The sequence below is a fragment of the Brevibacillus daliensis genome, assembly GCF_021245735.1.
Lineage (GTDB): Bacteria > Bacillota > Bacilli > Brevibacillales > Brevibacillaceae > Brevibacillus_B > Brevibacillus_B daliensis.
On the sequence record NZ_JAJISB010000040.1, the window covers coordinates 22557 to 39297 of the forward strand.

Below are 16741 nucleotides of genomic sequence, written 5' to 3' on the forward strand. Positions count from 1 at the left end.
CACATTTTTTGTCTGCAAACTCGTTAAGGTCCAGCGAGGGAGCGAATACTGTCCGCTACAAAGTAAAGAGTGCGGAAAGTGCAAAAAGAAGCCATTCTACGAAGTGTTTCATGGGTTGCACTTTTTAACCCGCACTCTTTGCTTTGTAGCTAGGTAGGACCTTAAATAGTTCTGGACAAAAAATGTGCTTCTTCTGCAAACAGCTTCAGTGGAAAAACACGAACAATCACAACAGTATGAAAAACCAGCTTCTCTTTTCACACAGAGCGTCTTGGCGAAGCCCATCTGAGCGGAGCACTATCCATCGGGAAAAAGAAGCGAACCCCAGCAAGTCTTACAGTGAATACATCGCCCCGAGCTTCCCCGATGGATAGTGCGGAGCGGACAGTCTAACCCCATACAGGGCGAAGACTTTAGCGATGGGTGAAAAGAGAAGCTGGTTTTCTCCACTACAGTAGGAAGAAAACGATCTTGTTTTATCTTATTTGTCCTACGGGTACATAAAGGAAAATGATAGAAAAATGAGAATAAACTATCAAGACTTTCTTTTCAAAAAAATTTTACAAATTGTTGAACAGTGTGCTGGAAAGGTTTTCTAATCAATTCCCTATGATATACTTTTTCTTGGAAAACAAACCAGTATTATTGTTTGAAAATTGTTTCTGTTATGAATATGAGGGATGGAAAAGGGAGGTTTTTTCAATGAAACGCTGGGCATCAGTATTGATGGCAGGGATGCTTGTGGTCGGACTTACCGCATGTGGTGGGGGCGAGAAGCCAGCTGAACAAGGAAGCTCAACAGGAGGCACAGTAGCGGTAGGCGAGACTAAATATAAACAAAGCTGTGTGGGCTGTCATGGTGTAGATTTGAAAGGTGCTACTGGACCTTCACTTGAAAAAGTAGGTGCGACATACAACAAAGATCAGATCAAAGAAATCATCGAAAAAGGAAAAGGAAGAATGCCAGCGGGAATGGCAAAAGGCGAAGACGTTGAAGCAATTGCAGCTTGGCTAGCAGATAAAAAATAATAGACAGCAGTGAGACAAGGATGGATCTAGATGATTCCATCCTTTTTTTGTTTTATATATTGTAATCGAAGTGAATTTTTATTATTATACATGTATAAATATACAAAACGTCAGGGAGATCATACAATGAAAAATATCGGAATCGTAGGAGCTACAGGTTATAGCGGAGTGGAGCTTATCCGCATTTTGTTCAATCATCCCCAAGTAGACATACACAGTTTATATTCAAGTTCAGCAGATGGAAGTGCGTTTGCAACCCATTTTCCACATGTGACAGGTCTCAACTTACCTGATTTGCAAAAGATTGATCCAGAAGAGATGGCTCGGAATAATGATCTGATTTTTCTGGCTACACCAGCTGGAGTAAGTGCATCGCTAACACCTGAGTTAGAGAAAAAGGGTGTGAAGGTCGTTGATTTATCAGGAGACCTCCGCTTAGAGTCACCTGAGTTGTATAAACAATGGTATAAAAAAGAGCCAGCGGGAACAGCAATATTGAAGAGTGCGGTATATGGTCTTCCGGAATGGAATAAGGAAGCCGTACAGAAAGCGAATGTAATCGCCAATCCTGGTTGCTATCCTACAGCTACATTACTATCCTTGCTACCCATTATGAAAGCAGACTGGATCGATCCTAAAAGTGTAATCGTTGATGCCAAATCAGGAGTATCGGGTGCGGGTCGTGGTGTATCCTTAGGCGTTCATTACAGTGAATTGAATGAAAGTATTCATGCATACAAGGTGGGAGAGCATCAGCATACGCCAGAAATCGAGCAGGAATTGCGTTTACAAACAGGAAAAGCTGCACCAATCCAATTCACACCTCATCTTGTTCCAATGACTAGAGGAATTTTAACCACAGCGTATGCCAATTTGACTGGTAGCAAGTCACTACAAGATATTCAGGAGCTGTATGAATCCACTTATGCCAATGAACCTTTCGTCCGTGTTCGTCCATTAGGGAGCCTTCTTAAGACGAAAGATGTATATGGAACCAACTTCTGTGATATTGCCATCCACCTAGACGAGAGAACGAATCGAGTGGTTTTACTTGCAGTGATTGATAACGTTGTAAAAGGTGCAGCAGGGCAGGCAGTCCAAAATATGAATCTTATGTTTGGATTTGAGGAAAAAATGGCTTTACCACAAGTTGCACTTTATCCATAACGATAATGGAATAAATAGGAGAGCCGTTCATGAATGGCAAAGGGGAGAAGGAGATGGCAAGCAAAGTAGTGGTCATTAAGTGTGGGGGGAGCATGTTAGAAGAAATGCCCGCCTCGTTTTATCAGGAACTGACACAGCTTCAACAAGCAGGCAAAGAAATTGTGATTGTTCATGGAGGCGGACCTGCTATTAATGAACTGCTTGGCCAGCTTAAGATTGAACCAAAATTCGTGCAAGGTCTCAGAGTAACGGACGTACCTACGATGCAAGCAGTAGAGATGGTCTTAAGTGGGTCTACCAATAAAAAAGTAGTTCGCAACATTCTGACTGCTAAAGGAAAGGCATGGGGAATGAGTGGCGTGGACGCCTCACTGATTAAGGCGACAGTGAAAGATGAAGCTTTTGGACTAGTGGGGGAGATTATGCAGGTTAACCCTGAACCGATTCGATTTCTTTTACAGGCAGGGTATGTACCTGTCATCTCACCTGTAGCTGTGAGCTGTGATGGAATGCAGAGTCTTAATGTGAATGCGGATATCTCTGCTGGAGCGATTGCAGCAGCTCTTGAGGCAGAAAAATTGCTTTTAATGACGGATGTATCAGGTATATATACGAAAAATGAAGCAGGCGAACGAATCATGAAAGAGAGTACGACTGCTGAAGAAATCGAACAATTGATTGCTGACGAAGTGATTTATGGTGGGATGATTCCCAAGGTACAGGCAGCTCTAGATGCCTTACATCAAGGAGTAGAGGAAGTAGTCATTTGCCTTGCAGAGGCAGCGTCATTGCATAAGGCTTGTTATGGGGAAGCTGTAGGGACTTCTATTTTTCAAAAGAAATGGACTAAGATCGGGGGAACAAAATAATGAGTATAGAGACTAAAAATATAACAACCATGAATAATTACGCTCGGTGGCCACTGGCAATTGTAAAGGGTAGCGGCATGAAGGTCTGGGACGAGAAGGGAAAAGAATACCTAGATATGACATCAGGCATTGGTGTTACTTCTCTAGGGCATTGTCCTCCTGCTGTATCCGATGCGCTAGGTAAACAATTGGATACGCTATGGCATAGCTCTAACCTGTTTCAACATCCATTACAAGAAAAGCTAGGAGAAAAGCTTGTACAGATTTCAGGATTGGCTCAGGCGTTCTTTTGTAATAGTGGGGCGGAAGCGAACGAGGCAGCGATTAAAATCGCCAGAAGATACAATCAAAAGATTAAAGGCGAAAACCGCTACGAAGTCATCACCTTTACTCAATCCTTCCACGGAAGAACGCTAGCTACATTGACAGCAACGGGTCAGGACAAGGTGAAGGATGGCTTTTTACCGTTGCCAGAGGGGTTTATTACCGTACCTTACGGAGATCTGGAGGCAGTAAAGGAAGTAGCAACAGAAAAAACGTGCGCAGTCCTGCTTGAATTGGTACAAGGAGAAGGCGGTGTACACCCTGCATCCAAGGAGTGGGTTACCGACTTATTCAACTGGTGTAAAGAAGAAGGCATTCTGTTTATGGTGGATGAAGTCCAAACAGGAATTGCTCGGACTGGAAGCTGGTTTGCTTACCAACAATACGGAATCCTCCCTGATGTCGTAAGTATAGCAAAAGGATTAGGAAGCGGTTTTCCAATTGGGGCAATACTAGCGACGGAGGAAGTAGCACAAGCATTTGCTCCTGGTAGTCATGGTACTACTTTTGGCGGGAATCCGTTAGCTGCTACTGCTGGATATGCAACTCTCCAGGCTATGGAAGAGCAACAAATGCTTTCCCATGTGAAAAGAGTGAGTGTGGAACTGATGCATGCCTTACAGCAATGGGCGAATCAATATCCTGAACAGATAAAAGGAGTTAGAGGATTAGGTCTAATGCTCGGAATTGAAACGACTGAGAATGCCGATCTGTATGTAACAGCAGCACGAGAGAAAGGTGTACTACTTTTATCAGCAGGTCCAAAAGTTATCCGATTACTTCCAGCGTTGATTGTAACCAACAAGGAGATTGAACAATTATTAAAGGTATTACATGAAGTAGCACAAGAGATAAATCAAGTAAACAAATAGTCAGGATAGATGCAACGATTTTTGTTTTTATTCAGAAAAATCGTTGCATTTTATTACAGTTGAATGTATTATTATACAAAAATACGGAATATATATTCATGTTGAGATAGAGCTGTGAATCGCACACAGGATGGGAGATGACCAATTTGAGTAAGCTTTTGCAAGGTAAAAAGGAAGGCTATATCTCGCTTGAGAGCGGAGAAATATACAAAGGGCATTTATACGGAGCACCACTGACTGCATATGGTGAAGTTGTATTTCATACAGGAATGACTGGTTATCAGGAAGTGATGAGTGACCCTTCCTTTTGTGGTCAGATTGTTACGTTTACCTATCCGTTGATTGGCAATTATGGCATAAATGATATCGATTATGAATCGCTAAAGCCTGCCCTTTCCGGAATGATTGTTAACCAACTGTGCGATAAACCGAGTCACTATCGCTCGCGATTGACATTGGATGAGGCAGCGAAGCATTTTGGCTTCCCGATCCTGGCTGGAGTAGATACCCGCTCGATCACACAAAAAGTTAGACAAGGCGGATTGGTATACGGGGTCCTCGCAGACAAACCACTAACGCCCGAAGAGGTTGCTGTTTATCGGAATAATTATACGGAGCAATCATCTGTAGAGCATGTTTCTAGATCAAATGCAATGACCTACAAAGGTGAGAGAGAACACATTGTGGTCATTGATCTAGGGATGAAACATTCCATCTTACAATCCCTGCTAAAGCACGGGTGCAAGGTAACAGTTGTGCCGTATCGTACCAGCATTGAAGAGATCAAGGCGTTGCAGCCAGATGGTATTCTCTTCTCTAATGGACCTGGTAACCCGGAGCAATTGCTGAAATATTGTCCACAATGGCGCAAACTGGTTGAAGTTTTCCCAACCCTGGGGATCTGCCTTGGTCATCAAGTACTGGCACTTATGTTTGGAGCGAAAACCGAGCGGCTGACATTTGGTCATCGTGGGGGCAACCATCCAGTTAAGGATCTTGCAACAGGCAAGGTATACATGACTTCACAGAATCATGGTTATGTGGTGAAGGAAGAGACTCTGGATCTCCAAAACTTGATCGTATCGTATCGCAATGTAAATGACGGCACTGTTGAAGGTATGCGTCATGTTTATTTACCGGTCATGAGCGTGCAGTTCCACCCGGAATCTCACCCAGGTCCAGACGATACAGCGCACATCATTACTAACTTCGTGGAGTTAATGCAGTCGATAGGAGCGAAACATTATGCCTAAGCTTACTAACATAGAAAAAGTTCTGGTCATCGGTTCAGGACCGATTGTGATTGGCCAGGCAGCTGAATTTGACTATTCCGGAGCGCAGGCATGCCTATCCTTGAAAGAGGAAGGCGTGCAGGTTGTTCTGATTAACAATAACCCGGCAACCATTATGACTGATGAACAAATTGCAGATAAAGTTTACATGGAGCCTCTTACCTTAGAATCCATCACAGCTATTATCAAAAAAGAGAAACCAGACGGCCTTTTACCTACACTAGGAGGGCAGACTGGTTTAAATCTGGCAGTGGAGCTGGCTGAAGCTGGTGTATTAAAAAAATACGATGTTACGTTGCTTGGAACTCCCTTATCCGCTATCCAAAACGGGGAAGACCGAGAATTGTTCAAACGAATGATGCAACAGATTGGTGAACCAGTTCCAGAGAGCTTAACTGTTGAAACGGTGGAGGATGCGGTTGCATTCGCTGATAAAATTGGTTATCCCGTTATTGTGCGACCTGCCTATACGTTAGGGGGAGCAGGAGGGGGAATTGCTCCCGATCAGGAAACACTTTTTCAAATTGCTACACAGGGACTTGCAGCCAGTCCCATCCAACAGGTTTTGATTGAAAGAAGCGTGAAAGGCTGGAAAGAGATTGAATACGAGGTAATGCGCGATGCTAACGATACGTGCATTATCGTGTGCAATATGGAGAACATTGACCCGGTGGGCGTACATACAGGAGATAGCATTGTTGTTGCGCCTTCCCAAACGCTGACTGACCGCCAATATCAAATGTTGCGAAGCGTCTCCACGAAAGTAATTCGGGCTTTGGGTGTCGTGGGTGGTTGCAATATTCAGTTTGCTCTTGATCCTAAGTCTGATCATTACTATTTGATCGAAGTAAACCCGAGGGTAAGCCGATCATCAGCACTTGCCTCTAAAGCGACAGGGTATCCAATTGCTCGAATCGCAGCCAAATTGGCACTTGGCTATCACTTAGATGAAGTGCTAAATCCGATTACGGGTTACACATATGCCAGCTTCGAGCCAACCCTTGATTACGTGGTGGTTAAAATTCCACGCTGGCCATTTGATAAATTCCCATTAGCAGATCGCAAGCTGGGTACGCAAATGAAGGCGACAGGTGAAGTAATGGCTATCGCCAGAACAGTGGAAGCAGGTCTTTTAAAAGCAGTTCGCTCACTGGAGATTGGTAGCCACCATTTGTATCACAAGGAAGTGTCTAGCTTTACCAAGGAGCAGTTATTTAAAGCCTTACAAGAAGCGACAGACATCAGGCTATTTGCCATTGCCGGAGCAATTCGAAAAGGGATGACTCTGGAAGAGATTCACCAGATTACGGAGATCGATCCGTTTTTCCTTGATTGTATAGATCGAATTATCCTTGGTGAGCAACAATTGGTTGAAACTGAATTTGCGAATTTGACTAAAGATGAGCTGCTACACTATAAAGCTCTTGGTTTTGCAGATCAAACCATAGCAGAATTGCTACATGTCTCGGTAAAACAAGTTCGAGATAAGCGCCAGGAGCTGAGCATTCTACCTGCTTATAAAATGGTAGACACATGCGCAGGTGAATTCGAGGCACAAACCTCGTACTATTACTCCACCTGGCAAGGTCGTAACGAAAGTAAAGAATTAGAAGGCAAAAAATATCTGGTGCTTGGCTCCGGACCAATTCGAATCGGGCAGGGTATAGAGTTCGACTATTGTTCTGTACATGCGGCAAAAGCAATCCAGAAACATCAGGCAAAAGCAGTTGTAGTGAACAATAATCCAGAAACGGTAAGTACGGATTACGCCACAGCAGATCACTTATATTTTGAACCGTTGCACCTTGAAGATGTCCTGCATGTTGCAGAGCAGGAAGAAGTAGAAGGCGTTCTGGTCCAGTTTGGAGGTCAGACCGCCATTAATTTGGCTGAACCGTTACAAGAAGCAGGAATACCAGTGCTCGGTACTTCTTTGGAACAGATCAGACGTGTGGAAGATAGAGAACTTTTTTATCAGATGTTGAAGAAGCTTATGATTCCGCATATTCCTGGCCAAGGTGTCTACTCAGTAGAGGAAGCAGTGAAGGTAGCCGATTCCATTGGTTATCCCGTATTGCTTCGTCCTTCCTACGTTATTGGGGGTCAGGGAATGACCGTGGGGCAGTCGGAGGAAGAACTGGTTATAGCGATGCAAAGTTGGCTTTCTGATCAGCAGGATAAAAGCTGTTTCCCGCTTCTGGTAGATCGGTTTATCTCAGGCATGGAAGTGGAATTGGATGCTGTATGTGATGGGGAAGAGGTTTATGTTCCGGGGATTTTTGAGCATGTAGAAAAGGCGGGCATTCATTCCGGTGATAGTATTGCGCTTTTTCCTGCACAATATTTGACAGATGAACAGAAAACTACGTTGGTATCGTACACATCAAGTATTGTTCGTGAGATGAAAGCAGTCGGATTACTTAATATTCAATTTGTCATTGCTGACGATACGATTTATGTACTGGAAGTTAATCCTCGTGCCTCCCGTACTGTCCCGATAACGAGTAAGGTTACTGGTGTTCCACTGGTAGAGCTGGCAGTCCGTTGCTCACTCGGTGAAAAGCTAAAGGATTTTGGCTATAAGACAGGTCTAGGTGATGATATTGACTTTATCGTAGCGAAAGCACCTGTTTTTTCCACGAATAAGTTATTGGGGGTAGACCCGGTATTAGGACCTGAGATGAAATCAACGGGTGAGATTCTTGGGGTAGGACAAAGCGTAGAAGAAGCATTGCGAAAAGCATTTGCCTATAAAAAAGGCGTTTCTGCCAAGCTAACACAAGGAGCAGGTCTATTCCTGTCGTTGAAGGACGTAGACAAACCTCTAGTTCTAACAGAAATTGATCAGCTTCATAAGCTTGGAGTCAAATTCTATGCAACACCTGGTACAGCTCGTGTATTGGTAGAAAATGGTTATCCTGTTTTTCAGGTGATTGAAAATCAGGACGTATTTAACCAGCTGATTAAAGCAAAAGAAATACAGATAGCTCTTATTACGGCAACGAAAGGGAATCAGGCAGAGCGTTTCGGATTCCATCTACGTAGTCTTGCCGTTCAAAAAGGTGTACCGCTACTTACAGCGTTGGAAACATGGTCAGTGTATGTAAAAGCATCTTTGCAAATAGAAGGGGAGGATGATTCTTGTGAAGACCTTGGATCTCTTGGCAAACAATCCGTTGTCTCAACATAAAGGAAAAAGCATGTTGCAGATAGATGAGTGGAACAGAGAGGAATTGTTGGCATTACTTGCACTTGCGACTGAAATCAAAAGCATGCAAAAAAGCGGCAAGCCATACCAGCCGTTAATCGGAAAAACGCTGGCGATGATTTTTACAAAGTCATCTACGAGAACACGTGTCTCTTTTGAAGTGGGGATGTATCAGCTAGGTGGTAAAAGTTTGTTTTTGACAGATAAGGACCTTCAACTGGGGCGTGGCGAAACCATTTCAGATACGGCAAAAATTTTATCAAGCTATGTAGATGGCATCATGATACGTACACATGCGCATCAAGATGTGGTTGATCTAGCGGAATACGGCTCCATTCCAGTTATCAATGGTTTAACTGATTTATACCATCCGTGTCAGGCGTTAGCTGACCTGCTTACGATTCAGGAACACAAAGGTATCTTGCAAGGAATCAAGCTTGCATATATCGGAGATGGTAACAACGTTATCAATTCTCTGGCGCTTGCTTCTGCCTTGTTAGGACTCGATATCCGTGTAGCGACTCCTCCAGGTTATGAGGTGTCGAAGGAGATTGCTGACAAAGTAAAAGAATATGCAATTGAGTCCGGCAGTCAGGTACTCTTTACGAATGATCCAGCTGAAGCAGTTACTGGAGCAGATGTCGTATATACAGATGTATGGACCAGCATGGGCTTTGAGCAGGAAAATGCGAAGCGGATGAAGGATTTTGCATCTTATCAGGTAAATGAGAAGCTAGTAGCTATGGCAAAACTGGATTATCTATTCATGCACTGCTTGCCTGTACATCGTGAGGAAGAGGTAACAACGGGTGTTATTGATGGTCCTAATTCAGTGGTGTTCGAACAGGCAGAGAATCGGTTACATGCCCAAAAAGCTTTATTAGCTACCGTCATGTAATCATGTTTCAATAATGACTCTGTTACATTTACTTCTAAATAAAGTAGGGAACTCCATCTCGTTAGGAGTTCCCTATCTTGTTTCACTTTCAGTGTTATTTCATAGCACTTTTTAATTTAACTTTGTTATTTAACAGAGCCAAAATAATAGAAAAAGTATATACTGTTACTCGTGTCGAATTATAAAAAGTTTCTGAAAAAAATGTTGCTAGAGTTGCTTTCTGATTGTATCATGAGGGTAGCACTGGTAATTTTATACATAATATATAGACATCGTGCTAGATTTGTTAATAAAGGAGGCAATTATTTTGAAAAAAATCCTCGGTACAGTTCTTCTAGTAGTAACAATTGTTGCTGCAACTTCCGCAACTTGGCACATTGGCTAAGGTATTAATAAAGAAGCACCACTGTTAAGTGGTGCTTTTTTAGATAATGAAAGTAATAGAGTATGATTGTTTCTTCAGCTTGACAAATGCATGCTACACAGGAGGTTGAAATGTTTTTAGATATTATCGTAATATCGTTTGTTGTTGCACTGATTAGAGGAGGCAGATTAAAAGAAACTCCTACATTCCATGCACTTCCTTTTATTTTTGCAAGCATAGCACTTCAGATTACCTCTGGATTTATTCCTGCTTGGGGCGGAGTACTAGTTTCAATATCTTATATGTTAAGTATCATCTTTTTTTACTATAATCGAAATTATGAGGATATGCGTTTTTTCATAATTGGTTGGGGAATGAATGCGCTGGCTATCTGGTCAAATGGAGGGAAGATGCCGATTGACCTTTCGCAGGCTAAAAAACTAGGGATATCCTTAGATCCTCTTATAAACGGAACTGATTTTAAGCACAATGTTTTAGATAGTTCTACAAACCTTGCTTTTTTTACCGATATTATATATATGCCCTTCCCGATGGCACGTGTTATCAGCATGGGTGATATTTTTATTATGATCGGGGCGTTTTTACTCATTCAAAGAATCATGAATAAACCACTCATTTTAAAACATATAAGAGAAGGAAAGAATTATGCGCCTAAATCTTAAAGCAGATAATATCTTTTTATTCGTGATTATAAGAATCTTATTTCCTGTTATTGCAGTTTGTGCTATTTCTTTTGCTGTAGCCGAGTGGGAATTACGGGAAAGCTGGTACCTGCTCATCCTTTATCTTTTTTTAAGCTTGTTAGCTTCTTTTTCCCCAATAAGTACGTTGGGTGCAAAATTGACATTAAATAGCGCAGTCATTTTTTCTGCACTTATTTTGTTTAGCAAAGAGATTGCAATGTGGTCAGCTATTGTAGAAGTAGTAGTAATCTGGGTTACATTTAAAAGTTCATGGGAAAAAGCTCTTGCAAATGCAGGACAAATATTGGCGACAGTCTGGCTAGTTAGTATCGTACAAACAGGCTTAGTAAATCAGCAAATTCCTATTCTTTTGCAAGACAGTATTCTAATTATTATTTTTTGGTTTACGAATACCTTATTATCAGCGATCGGCATCCAATACTTTAACAATTACCCATTTAAAAGAGTCTTTTATTCTATGATGAAGACTGGCAGTACAGGATATTTATTACTTATGTTTATTGCAGGAATGGGTACTAGATTGATTCAATCATTTGGTATTCATGCCATTATTCCTTTGACTGCAGTATTTATAGCGATGGCAGTTGTGTTTCGACAGTATTTATCCAGCCATCGAGAATTAGAAAATAAGGTACAAGAAATAAATCAACTCAACAATTCCTTTCTAACCACTATGGCAGCTGCAATTGACGCGCGGGACCCATATACACACGGTCACTCATACAGAGTAGCTTATCTCGGTAAGCTGCTAGCTGAGAAAGCAGGGTTATCAGAAAAAGAGGTAAATGATGTATATTTCGGTGGAATTCTGCATGACGTAGGCAAGATAGGAATTGAAGATGAGATCCTGCATAAAAAAGGAAAGCTAACGCAAGAAGAATATGAACGTATTAAACAGCATCCAGTCATCGGGTATGAGATCGTGACGCGTGCTGGAGTGTTTCCAGAGTTACTAGCAGCTATTCGCTCTCATCATGAACGAATTGATGGACAAGGATATCCGGATAGTCTGAAAGGTGAAGAAATTCCAACAATGGCGCGCATTTTAGCAATAAGTGATGCTTTTGATGCGATGGTCTCAGACCGTCCATATCGTGATGGCTTGTCGATTGAATCAGCATTGGAACGAATACAATATGCATCAGGAACACAGTTCGATCCACTCTTCGCAGAATTATTTATTGAAGAAGTAAAGAAGATGGTTGAAAGCGGAGAAATGCAGGAGATTATAGAAAAAACGAAAAAGAACGTAGCAGTACATACATAGATAGTCTTTCCCCAACGATAGGGAAAGGCTATTTATTTTTGTCAGAATCAATGGAGTTTTGTAGGATAAACAGTCTGATTCATACCCTAAAAAGAAAAAATTCAGAACAATGATTGAATTTTTATGAATCATTATGTATAATTACTCAAAAAGGTGAAGTACTGAAACTGAATGGAGAGGAAACTTAATGTCTAAAGATAAAATTGTTTTAGCTTATTCCGGTGGTTTGGATACATCTGTTGCAATCAAATGGTTGCAGGACAAATATAACTTTGATGTAATTGCTGTTGCTCTTGATGTAGGGGAAGGTAAGGATCTTGATTTTGTTCAGAAAAAAGCATTGCAAGTGGGTGCATATAAATCCATCGTAGTGGATGCAAAAGACATGTTTGCCGATGAATATGTACTACCTGCCCTACAAGCGAATGCGATGTATGAAGGCAAATATCCACTGGTTTCTGCCCTTTCTCGTTACCTCATTTCTAAGTTGCTTGTAGATATTGCGGAGCAGGAGGGTGCAGTAGCTGTCGCACACGGTTGTACTGGTAAAGGAAACGACCAGGTTCGTTTTGATGTGTCATTCACAGCTCTCAACCCTGATATTCAAATCATCGCTCCCGTTCGTGAGTGGGGATGGACACGTGATGAAGAGATTGAATATGCAAAAACAAACAATATTCCAATCCCAATTAATCTAGATAATCCATATAGCATTGACCAAAATCTGTGGGGCAGAAGCTGCGAATGTGGCGTTCTGGAAGACCCGTGGGCTGCACCTCCTGAAGGAGCATATGATTTGACTCAATCTATCGAGAACGCTCCTGATGAGCCAGAAGAAATCGAAATTACTTTTACAAAAGGGAAGCCAACCGCACTGAATGGTGAAGAAATGAAGCTGTCTCAGTTGATTTTGACGCTTAACGGCATTGCAGGTAAACACGGTGTAGGACGTATCGACCATGTAGAGAATCGTCTGGTTGGTATCAAATCACGTGAAGTATATGAGACGCCAGCTGCAACGACGTTAATCCTGGCACACCGTGAGTTGGAGTTTTTGACCCAGCCTCGTGAAGTGGCACAATTTAAACCGTTGATCGAACAAAAGATGGCTCAAGTGATCTATGAAGGATTATGGTATTCGCCAATCCGCCCAGCATTGCAAGCGTTCATTGATGAGACGCAGCAAAATGTAACAGGTGTGGTTCGTGTGAAACTATTCAAAGGTCATGCAATCGTTGTTGGACGTAAATCAGATGCTTCTTTATATAGTCATGAATTGGCTACGTATAATGCAGGCGATCAGTTTGACCATAAAGCAGCTCTTGGGTTCATTAAGCTATGGGGCTTGCCAACGAAAGTATACTCCCAAGTAAACGGCATACAGAAAGAAGAACAGAATCAAGCATCTGTAGCTGAAAAGGAAGCGATAATACCATGAAATTATGGGGCGGACGTTTTACGAAGCCAACCAACCAACTAGTAGATGAATATACAGCGTCCATCTCTTTTGATCAGAAGCTGTGGCGTCAGGATATAGTAGGTAGCTCGGCACATGTTGCAATGTTGGGTAAATGTGGAATTTTATCAATGGATGAAGTCCGCCAAATCATTGCTGGACTGAAAAAAGTGAAAGAAAAGATTGAGCGTAACGAGGTTCAATTCCTGGTAGCTCATGAAGATATTCATATGAATATCGAAAAAATGCTGATTGAAGAAATCGGTCCAGTAGGTGGGAAGCTGCATACTGGACGTAGCCGTAATGATCAGGTAGCGCTAGATATGCATCTATATTTGCGTGAAAAGCTGATGGAACTGATTCAGTTGACCTTGTATTTGCAAAAAGCACTGCTTGATCAGGCAGAACAGCATCTGGATACGGTAATGCCTGGGTATACACATTTGCAACGCGCTCAACCTGTCTTGCTTGGGTTTCATCTCGTTGCCTATGCATCAATGTTGCAACGTGATATTGAACGAATGCAGGATTCTTTCAAACGTGTGAATGTATTGCCACTAGGTGCAGGAGCGCTTGCTGGTACAACTTTCCCAATTGATCGTGAATTTGTTGCTTCCATGCTTCAATTTGATAGTATCTATATCAATAGTATGGATGCTGTGAGCGATCGTGACTTTATTGTAGAGTTCCTATCTCACGCCTCTCTATTGATGACGCATCTCTCTCGTATGTGCGAGGAATTGGTGATTTGGAGTAGCCAGGAATTTTCCTTCATTGAATTGGACGATGCTTTCTGCACAGGCTCCAGTATCATGCCACAGAAAAAGAATCCAGATGTTGCTGAGCTGGTACGTGGAAAAACAGGGCGTGTGTTCGGGAATTTGATGGGAATGCTGACCGTATTAAAAGGGTTGCCACTTGCCTATAACAAGGATATGCAGGAAGACAAGGAAGGCATGTTTGATACCGTGGAGACTCTGCATGGAGCACTTGCATTACTTACTCCAATGATTGAAAGCATGCAGGTGCGAAAAGAGAACATGCGTAAAGCAGTAACGCAGGACTTCTCCAATGCAACGGATTTGGCTGATTATCTGGTTACGAAGGATATCCCATTCCGTCAGGCTCATGAAATTGTTGGTCATGCGGTCCTGTATTGCATACAAAATAAAAAATATCTTCTTGATCTGTCGATGGAAGAGTTTAAGGATTTCTCTGCGTTGATTGAAGAAGATGTATATCAAGCCTTGGATATTGATACAGTAGTAAATGCTCGTAATGTATTTGGTGGTACAGCTAAGGTACAAGTTGAAAAGCAGATTGAGGCATGTAAGCAACTGCAAAAAACAAGCCAAAGCTGGATTGATGTACACAGTCAAAAGGTGATGGTGGAAGCGTTGGTAGATATTCAATCACCAGTGATATAGGAAAATGAATCGCTCTTTCACTCATGCGAAGATTATGCTTGGCAGGGGGGGAGGGCGATTTTTTTGATATAGGTTCCTCTTGGTTTAAACAGGAAAAAGTTCTAATGATAAAGAGGCATGTATAGTAGAATCTCCTCTTGTTTCATCTCCTTTTTTGTTAAAAGATGGTATATAGAACGTTTTTTGCGGTACCACGTGGAACGAGGAGTGTAGAAGTTATGACGAGGATATTAGTGCGCCCGGAACTTCTTCATAAGATGGGAAAGGATTTTGACCTGGCGGCAGAGGAGATCAGAGAGATTGAGCGCAGGTTAAATGCATTACTACAACAGTTAAGTTGGGAGATCCTTCAGAAGACGCGGGTTGAGGAATTTTGGGCTGGTATTAGTGTTCACATTACCAAGACCAGCTATCACTTAGGAGAAATGTCCCAATTTGCGCATAAAAAAGCAGAAGAATTTGCACAGTTAGATCAGGAAGAGAAAGAGAAGGAATTTTTATTAGCAAGGGATGCTGTGTGGAAACCGGATGATGAAACCATTCAGGCGTTGATCAAGAAAATTGATGGAAGAAGACCTGAAATGGCTAGTGCTCCAACAGAGAAGGCTCCTGTGGAAGAACCAAGTGGATGGGAAGTAGCGGGCGCATTTTTTAAGGGTGCGGGAAATGCAGTTGCGGATACAGTAACTGATACGTGGGATGGGGCTGTCAATCTGGTTACCAACCCAATAGAAACCCTAGGGAATATGGCAGAAAACGTAAAAGAGATGGTTGTAGATACAGTTGAATTTGGTGAGGATCTCATTAATAACCCAGAAGCGACTGTCAACAGCATCGTGGAAGGACAAAAAGAGAAATGGAATGCATTTATGGCTTTGCCTGCGGATAAACAAGCGGAGGTGCTTGGAGGAGCCTCAGTAGGCGTCGGTTCTCTGCTTGTTGGTGGTGCGTTTTCCAAAGGACTTAAGTTAGGGAAGGCTGGGAAGATTGATAAGGCTGATAAGGCTGAAAGTAACGTACCAGCTAAAGGTTCAGAGCCATCTGATAAAAAGACTTCACCATCTATAGGTACTGTGACTGGAAATGGTGTCATGGCTCAGGCTATACGAAAATATGTGGTGGTGCGTTTTCCACAAGTTCCAACGTACTGTCGTGACAGAAGGTAACAAAGTACGTCAGTTAATGATAGATGGACTGAACAAGCAGATGGAAAACATGATTGAAAACATGCGGTTGATGTTAGAACGGCTATCTCTAAATAAGCCAGTATTTGATGGAGTTCCTGGATCTGCGTTTATGGGAAAAGATGACGGAGATAAGAAAGGTGGGTTCTTTAGCTTCTTCACTGGAGGTAGCGAAAATAGTAGCCATGGAGTGAAGGAAGGGCGTAAGATTGATGAGGGGACGCCAAAAGCTCAGACTGGTTACACTGGAGGAAGAACTCAAAAGGAACTGGATGATTTAGCAGGCGATCCTTCACATGGTGGTAAAATTAGGGATCAAGGTTTGAAAGAAAGAGAGATAGGACTAGATTTGGAGCAAAAAGGTAAATTAGGGAAGATTATGCGTGACCCACAAGGCAATGGTGGAGCAGAATTTATTGATACAACAAATAATGTTAAATGGGATGTTAAAAGCTTCGTTTCTTATCCGAATGGTCATACATCACCTAAGAAAGGTGCATTTACAGTAAGTAACGGAATGAAGGCTATTAATAAAGAACTGGATAAAAATTACAACGTGATTGTGGATACACGGGACATGATTCCCGAACATGTTGGTCAATTAAAAGAGGCAATAGAGAAAGCTGGGATATCAAATAGGATTATTTGGTATCCATAAG

At 42.1% G+C, this 16741-nt stretch carries 13 protein-coding genes; all 13 read left to right on the forward strand.

Features of this window, described 5'->3' with window-relative positions; translation table 11 throughout:
- Positions 1-702 precede the first annotated feature (702 nt).
- Positions 703-1029 (forward strand): cytochrome c551, encoded by a 327-nt coding sequence (gene cccB / locus LM917_RS21285; protein ID WP_232699721.1) that lies wholly within the window; start codon positions 703-705, stop codon positions 1027-1029.
- Positions 1030-1155: 126 nt separating this feature from the next.
- Positions 1156-2196: an N-acetyl-gamma-glutamyl-phosphate reductase gene (argC, locus tag LM917_RS21290; protein ID WP_232699722.1), complete on the forward strand. Its 1041-nt coding sequence runs from the start codon at positions 1156-1158 to the stop codon at positions 2194-2196.
- A gap of 29 nt (positions 2197-2225) precedes the next feature.
- Positions 2226-3065 carry an acetylglutamate kinase gene (gene argB / locus LM917_RS21295; RefSeq protein WP_232699723.1) on the forward strand — a complete coding sequence of 280 codons (840 nt, stop codon included), beginning with the start codon at positions 2226-2228 and terminating at the stop codon, positions 3063-3065.
- Positions 3065-4261 carry an aspartate aminotransferase family protein gene (locus LM917_RS21300; protein ID WP_232699724.1) on the forward strand — a complete coding sequence of 399 codons (1197 nt, stop codon included), beginning with the start codon at positions 3065-3067 and terminating at the stop codon, positions 4259-4261. Before argB ends, LM917_RS21300 begins: the two co-directional genes overlap by 1 nt.
- Before the next feature lie 137 nt (positions 4262-4398).
- Positions 4399-5514, forward strand: coding sequence for a carbamoyl phosphate synthase small subunit (locus LM917_RS21305; RefSeq protein WP_373688817.1), 1116 nt, complete (start codon positions 4399-4401; stop codon positions 5512-5514).
- The gene (carB, locus tag LM917_RS21310) at positions 5507-8743 is read left to right on the forward strand and encodes a carbamoyl-phosphate synthase (glutamine-hydrolyzing) large subunit (RefSeq protein WP_232699726.1); all 3237 of its coding nucleotides are present in this window, start codon (positions 5507-5509) and stop codon (positions 8741-8743) included. The genes LM917_RS21305 and carB overlap by 8 nt, the downstream gene beginning before the upstream one ends.
- Entirely contained in the window at positions 8688-9659 is a 972-nt protein-coding gene (gene argF / locus LM917_RS21315) for an ornithine carbamoyltransferase (RefSeq protein WP_232699727.1), read from the forward strand. The genes carB and argF overlap by 56 nt, the downstream gene beginning before the upstream one ends.
- 495 nt (positions 9660-10154) lie before the next feature.
- On the forward strand, positions 10155-10706 hold the full coding sequence (locus LM917_RS21320) for a DUF5317 domain-containing protein (protein WP_232699728.1): 552 nt from the start codon (positions 10155-10157) through the stop codon (positions 10704-10706).
- On the forward strand, positions 10690-12015 hold the full coding sequence (locus tag LM917_RS21325; protein WP_232699729.1) for an HD-GYP domain-containing protein: 1326 nt from the start codon (positions 10690-10692) through the stop codon (positions 12013-12015). The genes LM917_RS21320 and LM917_RS21325 overlap by 17 nt, the downstream gene beginning before the upstream one ends.
- A 187-nt stretch (positions 12016-12202) precedes the next feature.
- Positions 12203-13453 (forward strand): argininosuccinate synthase, encoded by a 1251-nt coding sequence (locus tag LM917_RS21330; protein ID WP_232699730.1) that lies wholly within the window; start codon positions 12203-12205, stop codon positions 13451-13453.
- Positions 13450-14898, forward strand: a complete 1449-nt coding sequence (gene argH / locus LM917_RS21335) for an argininosuccinate lyase (protein ID WP_232699731.1) — start codon at positions 13450-13452, stop codon at positions 14896-14898. The genes LM917_RS21330 and argH overlap by 4 nt, the downstream gene beginning before the upstream one ends.
- 218 nt (positions 14899-15116) lie before the next feature.
- Positions 15117-16064: a hypothetical protein gene (locus LM917_RS21340; protein WP_232699732.1), complete on the forward strand. Its 948-nt coding sequence runs from the start codon at positions 15117-15119 to the stop codon at positions 16062-16064.
- Positions 16065-16113: 49 nt separating this feature from the next.
- Positions 16114-16740, forward strand: a complete 627-nt coding sequence (locus LM917_RS21345) for an ADP-ribosyltransferase family protein (protein WP_232699733.1) — start codon at positions 16114-16116, stop codon at positions 16738-16740.
- Position 16741: the final 1 nt, after the last annotated feature.